This window comes from Bellilinea sp., assembly GCF_053501535.1.
Map to the genome: position 1 here is coordinate 1 of NZ_JBRCOK010000130.1, position 14,244 is coordinate 14,244.

10 protein-coding genes are annotated in these 14,244 nt (G+C 57.7%); 3 read left to right on the forward strand and 7 right to left on the reverse strand.

Going from position 1 to position 14,244, the window contains the following annotated elements:
- The 5 genes from ACWIZX_RS12100 to ACWIZX_RS12120 form a co-directional block, all read right to left on the reverse strand.
- On the reverse strand, nucleotides 1–935 hold a 935-nt coding region (locus ACWIZX_RS12100; protein ID WP_448335962.1), incomplete at its 3' end, for an ABC transporter permease.
- A 10-nt stretch (nucleotides 936–945) separates the two neighbouring features.
- Nucleotides 946–1,941, reverse strand: a complete 996-nt coding sequence (locus ACWIZX_RS12105) for an ABC transporter permease (RefSeq protein WP_448335963.1) — start codon at nucleotides 1,939–1,941, stop codon at nucleotides 946–948.
- Between the two features lie 122 nt (nucleotides 1,942–2,063).
- The gene (locus ACWIZX_RS12110; RefSeq protein ID WP_448335964.1) at nucleotides 2,064–3,869 is read right to left on the reverse strand and encodes a peptide ABC transporter substrate-binding protein; all 1,806 of its coding nucleotides are present in this window, start codon (nucleotides 3,867–3,869) and stop codon (nucleotides 2,064–2,066) included.
- A gap of 145 nt (nucleotides 3,870–4,014) precedes the next feature.
- Nucleotides 4,015–4,995, reverse strand: a complete 981-nt coding sequence (locus ACWIZX_RS12115; RefSeq protein WP_448335965.1) for an ABC transporter ATP-binding protein — start codon at nucleotides 4,993–4,995, stop codon at nucleotides 4,015–4,017.
- On the reverse strand, nucleotides 4,992–5,981 hold the full coding sequence (locus ACWIZX_RS12120) for an ABC transporter ATP-binding protein (protein ID WP_322793024.1): 990 nt from the start codon (nucleotides 5,979–5,981) through the stop codon (nucleotides 4,992–4,994). Before ACWIZX_RS12120 ends, ACWIZX_RS12115 begins: the two co-directional genes overlap by 4 nt.
- A gap of 220 nt (nucleotides 5,982–6,201) precedes the next feature.
- Here ACWIZX_RS12120 and ACWIZX_RS12125 point away from each other — a divergent pair, with 220 nt between their 5' ends.
- The 3 genes from ACWIZX_RS12125 (at nucleotide 6,202) to ACWIZX_RS12135 (ending at nucleotide 8,724) form a co-directional block, all read left to right on the forward strand.
- The gene (locus ACWIZX_RS12125) at nucleotides 6,202–6,966 is read left to right on the forward strand and encodes a serine hydrolase (RefSeq protein WP_448335966.1); all 765 of its coding nucleotides are present in this window, start codon (nucleotides 6,202–6,204) and stop codon (nucleotides 6,964–6,966) included.
- Between the two features lie 286 nt (nucleotides 6,967–7,252).
- The gene (locus ACWIZX_RS12130; protein ID WP_322793022.1) at nucleotides 7,253–8,431 is read left to right on the forward strand and encodes a hypothetical protein; all 1,179 of its coding nucleotides are present in this window, start codon (nucleotides 7,253–7,255) and stop codon (nucleotides 8,429–8,431) included.
- A 14-nt stretch (nucleotides 8,432–8,445) separates the two neighbouring features.
- Nucleotides 8,446–8,724, forward strand: a complete 279-nt coding sequence (locus tag ACWIZX_RS12135; protein WP_448335967.1) for a hypothetical protein — start codon at nucleotides 8,446–8,448, stop codon at nucleotides 8,722–8,724.
- Nucleotides 8,725–8,878: 154 nt separating this feature from the next.
- Here the strand turns inward: ACWIZX_RS12135 and ACWIZX_RS12140 are convergent, their stop codons facing one another.
- Both ACWIZX_RS12140 and ACWIZX_RS12145 read right to left on the reverse strand, forming a co-directional pair.
- Nucleotides 8,879–12,847, reverse strand: coding sequence for an NAD(P)-dependent oxidoreductase (locus ACWIZX_RS12140; RefSeq protein ID WP_448335968.1), 3,969 nt, complete (start codon nucleotides 12,845–12,847; stop codon nucleotides 8,879–8,881).
- Between the two features lie 3 nt (nucleotides 12,848–12,850).
- Nucleotides 12,851–13,831 carry a sugar-binding transcriptional regulator gene (locus ACWIZX_RS12145; RefSeq protein ID WP_448335969.1) on the reverse strand — a complete coding sequence of 327 codons (981 nt, stop codon included), beginning with the start codon at nucleotides 13,829–13,831 and terminating at the stop codon, nucleotides 12,851–12,853.
- Nucleotides 13,832–14,244 lie beyond the last annotated feature (413 nt).

Sequence of the window (14,244 nt, forward strand, 5' to 3'; positions counted from 1 at the left end):
GCCAGCACCACCAGCGAAACGCAGATCGCCGGCGGCAAAATCAGCCACGGTTGAGCGTTGATGGCAACCTGCCCGTCCAGCATCAGCGCGCCCCACGAAGTGATGAAAACATCATTCGGGTTGGTGGAAGGCGTCAAGCCCAGCCCAAGGTAGCCCAGAATCGCCTCGGTGATGATCATACCCGGAATGGTCAGGGCAGAAAGGATGATAATCGGCCCAAGGCTGTTGGGCAGCAAGTGACGGAACATGATGCGCGCATCCGATGCCCCAATGCAGCGGGCGGCTTCGATGAACTCTTTTTCTTTCAAGGAAAGTACCTGTCCGCGCACCACACGCGCAAAGCCCACCCAGTTGACAATCGCCAGCGCCATGAACAACAGGAATAAGCCGTTCAACAGCTTGCCGATGAACGTCTCCCGCAAAGTGACCATGACGATGATGAAAAACAGCAGATCCGGAAAGGCGTAAATGACGTCGGTGAAGCGCATCAGGATGTTATCGAATTGCCCGCCTTTATAGCCCGCCAGCAGACCGATGACCGAGCCAAGCAGGATGATCACGATGGTGGGCAGAAAGCCGACCACCATGGAAACCCGCGCGCCGTAGATGGTACGGCTGAGCACATCCCGCCCCAAATTGTCGGTGCCGAAGAAGAAAGCCGGGTCGGAAGGTCTGCCGTTCGGGCCGATTTCCATCCAGGCGGGGGGTAGAAAACTTTTGCCGGCATTGGTCTGCAGCGGATTATGCGGCGCGAGCTGGTTGGCAAAGATGGCTACAATCAAGAAGAAGGCAATCACCACCATACCGGCCACCGCCGCTTTATTGCGAATCAGACGATACCAGGCATCCATCCACAGACTGCGCGGCTTGACCGTCATCATCGTCAGGTCGGCAATTTGAGAAGGTGTTGGATTTACAGAAGGTTGAGTTGCCATGGTTGACCTCTCACTCCAACCGGATGCGCGGATCGAGGAAACTGTATACCACATCCACGCTCAAGTTTGCCAGCGCAATCAGTATGGCATAAATCAGAGTGGTACCCATAATCATCGAATAATCGCGCTGACCGATTGCCGTCACATAAGCCCGCCCCATACCGGGAAAGCCAAACATGGTTTCAATAATGAAAGAACCGGTCACCAATGCTGCCAGCGCCGGGCCCAAAATGGTGACAACGGGAATGAGCGAATTTTTGATCATGTGGCGCAGCACAACCACCCGCTCCGCCAGCCCTTTGGAACGCGCCGTGCGGATGTAATCCATGCGCATCACTTCCAGCATCGAACCGCGCATCAGGCGCGCCGTGCGCGCCATGGTGCCAAAGCCGAGAATGACGGTCGGCAAAACCCACACGCCGAATTCATCCCAGCTGCGCGGTACAACATTGACCCACTTCAAGGTGGAGGCAAACAGAATGATCAGGAACAGTGCCATGACAAAGTTTGGCACCGAAATACCAATGGTCACAATGAATAGACTGATGTAATCAATGATGGTGTTTTGTTTGAGCGCGGCAATCACACCGGCCGGTACGCCGATAACCACCGCAAACAACAGCGCAAACAGCCCCAGCCGCATGGAATAACCAAAGCGGCTGTACAGAAAGTTCTTGTCTTCCGGTGGCTTGAATAAAATTTGCTGAATCGTCAGTCCGCGCATGCGGTAAGATGGTCCCAAATTACCGCAAACCAGCCCGCAGACAAACTTACCCTGTTTGTTGAAATCCCCGATGACATACGCCACATACTGCCGCCAGAGCGGTTTATCCAGCCCGTAATATTCGTTGAGAATGCGCTGGGTATTTTGATCCACCTGACGGGCGGTGGTGTCGCGGTCCCACGGGCCGCCGGGTGCGCTGTGCATCAGGATAAAGGTTATCCCGGAAACTACGATAATCACCGGTATCAGCCAGAACAATCGCCGAATGAGATATTTTCCCATCTACGGTCTTCCCTCATTTCGAGAATTACAACCTGCCGTCTGAACGGGCAGGGGGCTGGCTGGTTCTGCCCGCCTGGACAGAACCAGCCAGTCAAACGACTCATTTCGAGTGCGGTTTTCCCTTACGGGATCATCGAGGTATCAATGGTGATGGAGAGCGGGTCCACATCACCCGGCCATCCGGCGTCCTGCGGGGTAAAGACGATGCCCTTCACCCACGGCTTTACCAGATAGGAGTTGACGTTGTTGACCATGAAGATGACCGCAGCCGTATCCACCAGCAGTTTCTGCGCCTGATCGTAGTAGGTAAGGCGCTCTTGCGGATCGAGGGTGGTGTCACCCTTCTTCATCAGGGCATCCATTTCCGGATTGGAGAAGCCATAGCGGCGGGCAAACTCGGAAGTGGACATCCAGTACACGCTCAGCCAGTTCTGCGGATCGGGATAGTCGGCGCACCAGCCGAGGTAGAAGACCTGCGGCAGGGTTTCGCGGTTCTTGGTCAGGGCGGTGTAAGCGGTCGGTTCGACCGGATCCAGTTCAACCTTGACGCCCAGATTCTGGCTCCACTGCGCAGCCAGCCACTCAAAGCGGGTGCGGTTGCGGGCTGTGCCGGAGAAGGTCAGCTTGATGGGCGGCAGATTCTCAAAGCTGCCGTAACTGGATTTGGCAATCGCCTCTTTGGCCTTTGCCAGATCGAAGCCATAGCGGGTTTCGTTCGGGTCATAGCCGGGGAAGCCCTTGGGAATCCAGGTCAGGGTCGGTGAACCCAGCCCTTGCAGGATGTCAGTCACCCACGCCTCACGATTGGTTCCGTAAGCAAACGCCTCGCGCACCGGTTTCTCGTCAAAGGGCGGCTTGTCCTGATTCATGTAGAAGGCAAAGGTGCAGGAGCCGGGGTAGATTTGGGCTTCCTTGCTCAGCACCGGATCCTGCTGAACAACCGCCAGGTCTTCGGCAACCAGCGGGACGATATCGAATTCGTTGTTCTTGTAGGCTTCAAACGCCACAGCGCTGTCGGTGATGTAGGAGAATTCGATGTCATAGGTCGGAACGCCGGCCCAGTAATTCGGGTTCGGCACGAAGTAACCGCGCACGAAGGGTTCCAGCGTCTTGACGATGAAGGGGCCGTTGCCGATGTGGTACTTCGAGGAAGTCCACCAGATATCGCCGCCTTCCGCAATCAGTTCTTCTTTGGCGGGGTAGGTCACCCACAGGGAAAGCACGGTGTGCATGAAGGGCGCCGGTTCGCGTTCGGGGGTGGCCGGGTCGCCATCCAGACCCACTTTGAGAATCAGGCAGTCTTCCTGTTCGTAGTCGGTGCAGGGGTTGCCGTTCAGGTCGAGCGCCTTGACTTCAACGCCTTCCTTCAGTGCCTGCAGTTCTTCCTCGCTCAGGTTGGCCACATCGGCTTCGCGCCAGGCCACTGCACCGGCAATGTTGTCGGTAATGGCTGCGTATTCGCCGGCGGTCGCCGGGTCAATGTTGCGCAGAATGGAATACTCAAAACGCTTGGCATTGAGGAGGGTGCCGTCGCTGTACTTCAAGCCCTTGCGCAGGGTGAAGGTCAGTTCGGTGGCATCTTCGTTGTATTCCCATTTCTCCGCAGCGCCGGGGACAGTGTTCAACTGGCCGTCCAGCTTGGTCAGACCTTCGTAGATCAGCTTGAGGTGAGCAATTTCATTGACGAAGGATGACTTCTGCGGGTCAATGATGTCAGGCCACGAGCCGAGGTTGACGCGCAGCACGGCTGGTTTGGTTTCGGCCTGCTGGGCAGCCGGGGTTGCGGTCACCACCACTTCCTTAACCTCACCTTCGACGACAACCGTCTGGATAATGGTTTCGGGGGTTGCGGCGGCCGGCTGGCAGGCTGAAAGCACCATACTCGCCAGAATCAGCACGGATACAAAAACAAGCAATTTGGAACGCATATCTTTCTCCTCCTAGAGAAATTTGAATGGATTGGATACAGGCTTTGAAACCTCATCGGTTTCTTCAGCAAAAAGGGTTTTGCTCCTTCCTTCCAGCCATCACCTCCTTTCAAGGGTTAAGTGATCCTCAACGAAACCGTTACGATTAGACCATGTGACAGGCAACCCAATGGCCTGACTGCACCTCACGGAATTCGGGGCGCTGCTCGGCGCAGATCGTGTCCGCCAGCGGGCAGCGGGTTCGAAAGCGGCAGCCAGAAGGCGGGTTGATCGGCGAGGGAACATCCCCTTTGAGAATAATGCGCTGCCGACGCGCCTCAATCACCGGGTCGGGAATCGGCACCGCCGAAAGCAGTGCCTGCGTATATGGGTGCAGCGGATGATTGTACAGTTCATGGCGATCGGCCAGTTCGACGATCACACCCAGATACATGACCGCAATGCGGTTGCTGATATGCCGCACCATCGAAAGATCATGGGCAATGAACAGATAGGTTAACCCCATTTGCGATTGCAAATCTTCCAACAGGTTAACGACCTGCGCCTGAACCGATACATCCAGCGCGGAAATCGGCTCATCGCAAACGATGAAGGCCGGTTCCAGCGCCAGGGCGCGCGCCACACCCACCCGCTGGCGCTGCCCGCCGGAAAATTCGTGCGGGTAACGGTTGGTATAAGCCGGGTTCAACCCCACCAGGCGCAGCAGTTCTTCGGCACGTTCTTGCGCCTCTTTGCCATTGGCAACCCCGTGAATGATGAGCGGTTCGCTGATGATCTGCCCAACCGTCATGCGCGGGTTGAGGCTGGCATACGGGTCCTGAAAAATCATCTGCATACGGCGGCGCATTTTACGCAGGTCTTCGCCCTTGAGCTTAACCAGATCCACCCCTTCGAAGAGCACACTGCCGGAGGTCGGGCGGTATAGCTGCAAAATGCTTCGCCCGGCAGTGGACTTACCGCAGCCCGATTCGCCTACCAGCCCCAGCGTTTCTCCGCGAAAGATGTCAAAAGAAATACCATCCACTGCTTTGACCGCTCCCACCTGGCGTTGTATCAGGGTACCGCGCATGATGGGGAAGTACTTGACCAGATCACGAACCTGTAACAAAACTTCGCTGCTCGTCATAAACGCTCCCTCCCGGTTTCGGTATCCACCCAGCAGGCAGTGTAGTGATCGGGGGAAACCTGCATCAAGGGGGGATTTTCATGCCAGCAGCGCTCGACAGCAAACTTGCAGCGCGGTGCAAACGGGCAGTAATTGGGTTTTTCCAGCAAGACCGGCGGCAGACCGTCAATCGAAACCAGCCGGCGGCTGCCGGCTTCATCCATACGCGGCAGGCTGCCCAGCAAACCAATCGTATAGGGATGGGTAGGGTGAGCGTAAAGATCGCGTACCGGCGCGGTTTCGATGATAAATCCGCCGTACATGACCGCCATGCGATCAGCCAGACCGGCAATCACCCCCAGATCATGGGTGATCCAGATGATGGCCATGCCCAGTTCATCGCGCAGGCGTTTGACCAGTTCCACAATCTGCGCCTGAATGGTCACATCCAGCGCAGTGGTAGGCTCATCGGCGATTAAGATCTGCGGGTTGCACACCAGCGCCATGGCAATCATCACCCGCTGGCGCATCCCGCCCGAAAATTGGTGGGGGTAATTGTTCAGGCGGTCTTTGGGGTTGGGAATGCCGACTTTTGCCAGCATTTCCGCCACGCGGTCTTCAGCCTCTTTGTGATTCATCCCCATATGCACTTCCAGCGGCTCGGACACCTGCCGGCCGATAGTCAGCACCGGGTTGAAGGAAGTCATCGGGTCTTGAAAGACCATGCTGATCTGCGCCCCGCGGATGTGGCGGATTTCCTCATCCGACATGGTCAGCAGATCTCGTCCCTGGAACAGGGCTTTACCCGCAACAACTTTGCCGGGCGGAGAAGGAATCAGGCGCAGCATGGACATGACCGTAACACTTTTGCCACAGCCGCTTTCCCCCACGATTCCCAGCGTTTCACCTTCTTTCAGCGAAAAAGAAACTCCGTTTACAGCGTGGATCGTCCCTTCACGGGTACGAAATTGCGTTTCCAGACCTTGCACTTGAAGAATTTCGGGCATGCATTGACCTCTGGATTGGGCGGTGATTCAGTTTACAGAAAAATGGGGATAATAATAGCCAATGTGTTTAAGCACAAATTGCATTCTACACCTTAAGCGGGGGGCTGTCAATTTAACCCCTGCGCCAACACAGGCCAGCAGGGGTGAAAAATTTCCCATTTTTTCAGGGAATATGTCATTCCTTTTTGGATGCTCCCAATAGAATTCCAGAAAATAAAGGATGCAACGATATAATTACAGTATGTATCATACTCCTTTTTTAGCAGAAATCAATACCCTTAATATCCAATTTGCGTTTTATTTCCAACGCAATGCTTCTGCCCCCCTTCAGGCGGGCAACGCTCAGCGTTTTCCGGCTGCTTCGATCATCAAAATCCCCATTCTGCTGGCATGGGTGCTGCTGGAACGGCAGGGAGAAGTCAGCCAGCGCGAAATCTGCCATTTGGACGATGAGCCGGAAGTGCACGGGGCGGGCTTTTCCTGGCTGCTGCAGGCGCGCCATCTGCCCTATCATGACGTTCTGCTGATGATGATGGCGCTTTCCGATAATCTGTGCACCAACCTGATCATCCGCCGCATCGGCCTGGAGCGGCTCAACCATCTCTTCCGCCAGGAAATGGGGTTGACCGGCACCCAGCTGCAGCGCAAATTGATGGATTTCGAGGCGCGCAAAAAAGGGCTGGATAACTGGATCAGCGCAGACGACTGTATCCGTTACTTTGACCTGTTCGAGAACCTGAATGCTGCTGAAAAGGGATGGGTTGAACCAATGCTGCTGGTCAATCAGGATGACCTGCTGCTCAAACGCAACCTGCCGCGCGACGAGGTGGATTTTTATCACAAGACCGGTTCAATCCCCGGTGTACTGCACGATTGGGGTTACACCCGCACCTGCCGCATCTTTCTGCTCACCAGCGGCGCCACGGATGAAACCGTCCTTTATCCCATCTTTGGCAAAGCCGGTCAACTGCTGCTGGAAAATTGACTTGCTGTTTTTTTGGAATCCGTAAAATCGGTTTTTTGGCGCACTTTTTCTGGTACACATTATCATAAGTTCTTTAGAAAATCCGGGGTTTTGATTGAAATTGCCCCGTTGAGTTTTTATAATCAATTTAAGCCAGGTCTAGACAAACGGAGGGGTTTGTTGACTGGCTGACTGGCAACGCACCGCGACATTTCAGACGCGCAGGCTTTCACCGCCAGTGGTCAACGTTGACTGCTGGCGGTTTGTCGTTTCGGTGCGATCAACATTTGATCTGGGGAGGTGTTCAATGAAAAAGATTTTGCGTCTCATTACGATCTTGCTGGCGGCAGCTTTCCTTCTTTCTGCCGGTATTCAATTTGGACAGGCTCAGGGAGATGAACCTCCGCCGGCTGAACCCTTGGAAAGCGAAGACAGCACCATTCAGGAAGCCATGTACTCGTTCATCCCGATTCAAGGACGGCTGACCGATGCCAGTGGCAACCCCCTCAATGGGGATCATAATTTGCTCTTCCGGTTTTACGATACCCCGACCGGCGGAAGCCCGCTCTGCGCATCCAGTCAAACGGTAACCCTTCAGAACGGTTTGTTCTCCATGAATCCCAGCTGCGGCCAGCTGTATTTTGATGGACGCCAGTTGTACCTGGGGGTTGCGGTGGACGGTGGAAGTGAAATGACCCCCCGTCTGCGAATCTACGCTGTGCCGTATGCCTTGAGCCTCAAACCGGGGGCGGTTATCTCGAATACCACCAACAATCAGCACGGCCTGGATGTAAAAAGCCTTGCCGGCGGCGGAGCGGCCGGTGTTGCCCTGTGGGTGGAAAACACCAACACCGGCAGCGGAATTGCCGCCTGGGTCAGAGCCGCCGGTAGCGATGCCAGTCTGGTAATTGAAAATTCGGGCAGCGGAGAGTTACTGAAAGCCTTTGGTGGAGACGGCGGCGAGGATGAACTGCGTATTTCAAATAACGGCAGCCTGCAAACCAAAGCCGATACCTACCTGTTCGTGCCTGCCAGCGAAATCAGGCCCATAACGCCGGGCGCCATCATCAATTATTACCCGAGCGGGGATATTTCGCTCCAATACGGTACAAACGGTTACAAAACAGTAATGTTCGCCATAGAATTGCCGGCGGTTTTGTATGGCCAACCGGTCAAAATCGAAGAGGTCACCATTTATTACGATGTTTCTAACTCAGCCACCTTCATTACCCAAACAGAAGTTTATAAACAACTTATCACTCCCCATATGGGGGGAGGCCCTCAGTCTGTTTATCTGGTTGACGATTATACAGACCGGAAAAGCACTACTTACACGTTTTACTCGGTTACACCAGTCGCCTACGAATGGCTGGACTCGCAAGAGGGCTTCATCAGTGTTGCCCTGATTATTGACGTCACGAACACCACGCATTACATTGACCTCGGCGGGGTGCGCGTCCGGCTGGGTCATCACCCGCTGTATTGATGGGAGAAGCTGCCATGAAAACCCGCTGGATTGTGCTTGTTCTCCTTTTGCTGTTGATTGGTCCACTGGCAGCCCCAGCCCGGGCCATGCAGTCAGCCGACTGTAAACTGGAATGGTTCACACCTTTGACCGGCAGCGGAGGTTTCATGACCTCCCCCAGTGCCCGCCTTCACCTGACGGTAGGACAGGCAGTAATCGGCGCCCAAAGCGGTGCCGCTGCCAGCGAGTGCCTTGGCTTTTGGTGCAGCGCGGGCGGTGAGTATCTCATCATGCTGCCGCTCATTACCCGCTGAAAGCCGCTTTTCGTGCCGCAAACCCCGGATATCCCCTTAAGAAAAGCCGGTGGTTGGGGAAAACCACCGGCTCTGCAGGGGTATTCATTTTTGGGGTTTCATTTGTTTGGCTGTTGCTGCTGTTCCGTCCCCCTGCCCAATTGGTTTGGTTGATTCAGGCCAACATGCTGCCCATTTCACGCAGTGTTTTGACCACCTCTTCCGGCAGCACGGCCGGCTGCACACCCATCAAGCGGCAGGTGATCAATTTATGGGCGGTGGTTTCGATGACTTCGGTCATATCCGCCGCACGGCGCAGGCTGCTGCCCGCCACCACCAGCCCGTGATTCTGCATCAGCACCGCAATTCCACTTTTGCCAATCGCCCTGGCCACCGCATCGCCCAATTCGTTCGTGCCGGGCATGATGAACGGCACCACCGGAATTTCGCCGATGAAAGCGGACTCGGTGGAAAGCGGCTGGAAGGGAGTTCCGGTCAGCGCCAGCAAGGTGGCGTACGGCGCATGGGTGTGAACCACCGCCTGCACATCCGGGCGGGCGCGGTAAATGGCGCAGTGCACCCGCCGCTCGCTGGAAGCGCTGTAATCCGTTTCATCCAGCGGGTTGCCGTTCAGGTCTACGCGCACCATCATCTCCGGGCGCAGGTCACCTTTGAAAATTGCGCTGGGGGTGATCCACACTTCGTCCGCCTTGCCCTCCACCCGCGCGCTGATGTTCCCGCCGGTGGCAGTGATCCAACCGCGTTCATACAGTTCACGCATGATTTCCAGAATTTCATCGCGCACATCCCCCACTTTGCGCATCACCGCCGGAACAGCGTAAGCCGCCGCTGCGCCCGCGGCAGACGCTGGTTGGGCAGCCATGCCGCCCGGCGCTGACGGGGGGGCGGGAGCTGGCGGCTGACCGCCAATCGCGCTCAGGTCGCCGGGCTCACCCACCGCCTGACGCGCCCGCTGATAGGGCTCGTTCAGGTTGATTTTTTGCATGGTCATGGCTTTGGCGGTATCCCCACTGAAAGAGATTTTGCCGGTCATGGCGGCGCGGGTTGGGTTTAAGCGCCCGGTGAAAATACCATCCAGCGTGTCGGCGGTCATTTTCAGGCGCACATCCGGCGCAGCCGGCGGCTCACCCAGTCCGGTCTGCACCACTCCCCCGGCAAAACGCATGAAGAAGGTGACATCCAAATCTTTGAGGGTATATTGAAAGGTCACGTTCTTATCCTGCGCGAAAGCGCGAATTTGCGGGTCTGCTTCGATTTCTGCCAAAAATCGTTCCAGCAGCCGCTGAAAGTGCACCGCAGTTCCACCGCCGCCGGCCGAAGGTTCGCCTTGCGGCTGGGGCGGCGCAGACTGTTCGGCTGGCGGCTGCTCTTTGACCAGCAGGCGTTTCAGCCCGCTCAGCAGTCCGCCGCGCTTTTCGGCAGGCAGGCTGCGCGCCGTGTCGCTTGCGGCTTTGCGCGCCGCTTCCAAATCGGTCACCCCGGCGGTTGAGGTGTGGCGCAGCTGCTCCAATACTTTCGTGTCACTCGCCCGCTGCCCGCTCCAGCGGAAGTTGGTCAGCGTTTGCGGATTGAGCGCGTAACGCGGCACTTCTCCGCGCAGCAGGCGTTTCATCTCATCCACAATGATCTGCCCCTGATGAATGCCCACCTCACAGGTATTCCCGCCAATGTGCGGTGTGGCAATCACATTCGGCAGCGCCAGCAGCGGGTCGTCACTGCCCGGCGGTTCAACCGGGAAAACATCCAGCGCTGCACCTGCCAGCCGTCCGGATTGCAGCGCGCCGAGCAGCGCGTCCTGATCCACCAGCGCGGCGCGGGCAGTGTTGATCAGGTACGCGCCGGGTTTAATCCGTTCAAATGCGGCTGCATCCAGCATGGCGCGGCTTTCATCGGTCACCGCCGCGTGCAGGGTGATGAAATCGCTTTGAGCAAGCAGTTCCTCCAGCCCCACCTTCAAAGCACCGTATAAAGCCGCCTGCTCTTCACTGACGTAGGGGTCATACAGCAGCACACGCGCTTCAAAAGGCAGCAAACGGCGGATGACCCGCTGCCCGATTGCCCCGCCGCCGATAACACCCACCGTCTTACCCCATAGTTCTCGCCCTTGCAGGGCGAAGAAAGCCTGCCCCATGCGCCCCATGTCACCGGCTTCACCGCCCGGCTGGCGCAAAAAGGCGGTTGCTTCCGGCAGGCGGCGCGCCAGCATCAGCATGAAAGCAATCGTCAGGTCGGCTACAGCATCGGCATTGCGCCCGGGTGTGTTGATTACCGGCACGCCGGCTGCGCTGCAGGCCTGTAAATCAATGTTGACCGGGTTGCCGCGGCAGGCAAAAATCAGGCGCAGGTCGGGCAGTTTCGCCAGGGCGGGGGCATCCACCACATCCACTTCAGTGACAAATACCGAATACCCCCGCAGGGCTTCTACCAGATCTTCGCCGCTCAACAGTCTGCCCTCACTGCGATAGCTGGCGTAGGTCACCTCGCCCAGTTCGCCCAGCAGGCGAACGGCTTCCTCTCCCAAATCGGCGGTGACCAGAATGCGCGGGCGAAAATCACGCGGCAGGCTGACCTGAGGTGCTGCCCGCTGCTGCATGGCCTGCACGATGCTGCCGGCAGCCGTCTGATCGGCTTCCTCGCGCTGGCGGCGGATGGCGTCCCATTCGCTGAACCATTCCGCATAGAAACGCACCCGTTCCGGCTGTGGGGTAAAACGGCGTAACTCACCGCTCAATGCCTGAGCCGCTTCCGCCAGCGAGGGGTATTCTCCTGCCCCGCTGGCCGCACAGATGGCCGCCCCCAGTGCGGTTGACTGCGGCGTGCGGCCGACCTCGACCGGCTGGGCGCAGATTTCTGCCAGCATCTGCAGCCAGGCTTCGCTGCGGGTCAACCCGCCGCCTGCCCGCACCGCCTGCCCCGCTGTTCCGGCGGCTTCCTGCGCCTGCTGAATGTTCAAACGCATGGAGGCTGCCAGCCCTTCCAGAATACCCCGCGCCAGATGGGCGCGTCCCTGGCTGCCGCCCGGCAGGCTGAAGGTGGAAAAAGCGAGCGAATCAACCGGCAGACCCAGCGCGGCAGCGTTGAACAACTGCACCCCTACGGTGGAAAACACTCCGCCCGCCCCCGGCGCTGCCGTTGCGGCTTCGGCACACAGCGCTGCCACCGGTTGAGGCGAATGGGGGTAAAGCACGCCGGCGGCCCATTCCAGGGCCGTGCCGGCTGAACCGGCGTTGCTTTCCACCACATACACCTCCGGCAGCAAGTGCAAACCGCACCACGTGCGTCCCTGCGGATGAAAAGCCGCTTGCGCGGTGGTCACCATCACCGGCGCGGTGCTGCCAGCGGCAACCGCCGTCTGCCCTGCGCGGGTGATTCCCATGCCCAACAGCGCGCTTTGCGTGTCGGCACCGCCAACCGCCACCGGTAAACCGGCCGGCAGGCCCAAAAATTCGGCGGCTTCAGCACTCAGCTCACCCAGGCGGCTGCCCGCCCGCACCAGCGGCGGGAAAATTCCTTCTGGCAGACCCAGCGAGGCGATCACATCAGCGGCCCAGCTGCGCTGGTGGAGATCGAACAGCAGCGATTCGGCTGCCTGCGAGAACTCAGCCGCCGCCGTGCCGCACAGCCGAAAGGTCAGCCAGTCGCTGAGCGTCAGCGCGTAACGGGCGCGTTCCAACAGCGCTGGCTGGTGTTCTTGAACCCACAGCAAACGGGCGGCCATCAACACCGGGCTGGGATAGTGGCCGGTACGCCGATACAGTTCTTGCCCGCGCGTATCTGCCAGAGTCATGCTCTGTTCCACCGCCCGCGCATCGCGGTTCGGTGCGGCAAAAATGACCTGGCCGGCTTCGTCTATCAACACCGAAGTGTGGCGCTGGCTGACGGCCGCAATCCCGCCTGTCTGGTGCGGCTGAACACCAGCCCTGGCCAGCACTTCACGGGTCAGCTCAGCCAGCGTCTGCCAGACGGCGCGGGTATCCAGGTCGTAGGCCCAACCACCCTCCGCTGAAGGCGGATGCGACCAGGCCCGGTAAGCGCTTACCATTTGTCCACTGCGCGAATTGACCAGCAAACAGCGTCCGCCGCTGCTGCCGGCATCCCAACCGATAAACCATTCCTTGCTCATCGCTTACACCTCCACCTCTACTTTTTGATCACACAGCCAGCGCGCCGTTGCCGTGTCGGTGACCAGCACATCCACCAGCCCGCTGCGCAATGTTGCGTGGACAGCCCGGCGTTTGGGCTCTCCGCCAGCCACCAGCATTTTCAAGGGGATACGGCGCAGGTCTTCCAGTGAAATCCCCAGCAGCCGCTGGTGAACTGCCGCCGGAACCAGCCGGCCGTTCCGGTCGAAGAAATATCCCAGCACATCCCCCACCGCTCCGTATTCCAGCAGTTCTTTCAAGTCTTCTTCGCCGAGGATACCGGCCTGAACCAACAACGCCGCCGGGTCAACCGTGCCAACGCTGAAAACCGCCATGTCTGCCTGCCGGGCAACATTCAGGCTGCGCTGGATGAGCGGGTCGGCCAGCAAATGCTCCCGCGTTGCCGGTTCGCTGACAAAGGTGGGCAGCGGCAGGTAGTAGGCTTCGCCGCCGGTAGCCACTGCCAGACGGGTAAGAATATCGAAGTTGTGCGACATCTCCACCGGACGGAAGTACAACCCACCCATTAAAGTGGCAAACCGGCAGTTGACCGGCTTATCCAACACCAGAAAATCGGGAAGGTAGGAAATGGTGCGGCTGATGCCGATGCCCACCGTCCAACCCTCCTGCAAGCGCTGTGCCAGCACCAGGGCTGCCATCTGCGCCAGCGATTGAGCCAGTTCCTCGCCGGTTTCTTCAACAGCCGGCACAAGCCAGGCATCCTGTAAAGAAAAACGCTGCAACAGCATTTCCACCAGCGGCAGATCAAAGGAAACCGGCCGGATGCGGATTTCGACGATCCCGCTCTGACGGGCTTCTTTGAGCAAGCGGTTGACGGTGATGCGCGAAAGTCCCAACCGCGCCCCAATTTCTGCCTGAGTCAGGTCCTGCTCGTAATACAGCCAGGCCACCCGCGCCAGCAGTTGCTCCCGGGTGGAGATGTGTTCCGGGGACTCATGATTCATGTTACATTTGAACCCTTTCTGAACAAATGTTAGCAAATTTTCACGGTAATTTCAAGCGGTTTTTTCGTTTCCGTTCAATATTTTCAGGGGCAGTTGGTGATCAACCCATAAAATCCGTTTTTGAGAACCGTCTGCGGCCCAATCGCCGTCCTTTTTAGCAAGCGCGGCAATCTTATGTGTGACCCCCCACCCACCTCCCCCAATATTGCTTTCGCGATATTGGGGGAGGCGCAGGTGGGGGTGATTGGTATTGCATGCAAGGTTTTGATCTGATCCCGAGCTTACGTTAAAATAACGTGAATTCGGGATAAATTCAAAACCCGCAAGTAAAGCAATTACCCCCTCCCGCCTCCCCCTAAATCGCTGGGGCGATTTAGGGGGAGGTGCAGGTGGGGGTCAAACATCCTCAAAGG

What these genes read in the sequence shown, in the direction of transcription:
- ACWIZX_RS12105 (WP_448335963.1), bottom strand. Translation starts at nt 1,941, where the DNA reads ATGGGAAAATATCTCATTCGGCGATTGTTCTGGCTGATACCGGTGATT.
- ACWIZX_RS12110 (WP_448335964.1), bottom strand. Translation starts at nt 3,869, where the DNA reads ATGCGTTCCAAATTGCTTGTTTTTGTATCCGTGCTGATTCTGGCGAGT.
- ACWIZX_RS12115 (WP_448335965.1), bottom strand. Translation starts at nt 4,995, where the DNA reads ATGACGAGCAGCGAAGTTTTGTTACAGGTTCGTGATCTGGTCAAGTAC.
- ACWIZX_RS12120 (WP_322793024.1), bottom strand. Translation starts at nt 5,981, where the DNA reads ATGCCCGAAATTCTTCAAGTGCAAGGTCTGGAAACGCAATTTCGTACC.
- ACWIZX_RS12125 (WP_448335966.1), top strand. Translation starts at nt 6,202, where the DNA reads ATGCAACGATATAATTACAGTATGTATCATACTCCTTTTTTAGCAGAA.
- ACWIZX_RS12130 (WP_322793022.1), top strand. Translation starts at nt 7,253, where the DNA reads ATGAAAAAGATTTTGCGTCTCATTACGATCTTGCTGGCGGCAGCTTTC.
- ACWIZX_RS12135 (WP_448335967.1), top strand. Translation starts at nt 8,446, where the DNA reads ATGAAAACCCGCTGGATTGTGCTTGTTCTCCTTTTGCTGTTGATTGGT.
- ACWIZX_RS12140 (WP_448335968.1), bottom strand. Translation starts at nt 12,847, where the DNA reads ATGAGCAAGGAATGGTTTATCGGTTGGGATGCCGGCAGCAGCGGCGGA.
- ACWIZX_RS12145 (WP_448335969.1), bottom strand. Translation starts at nt 13,831, where the DNA reads ATGAATCATGAGTCCCCGGAACACATCTCCACCCGGGAGCAACTGCTG.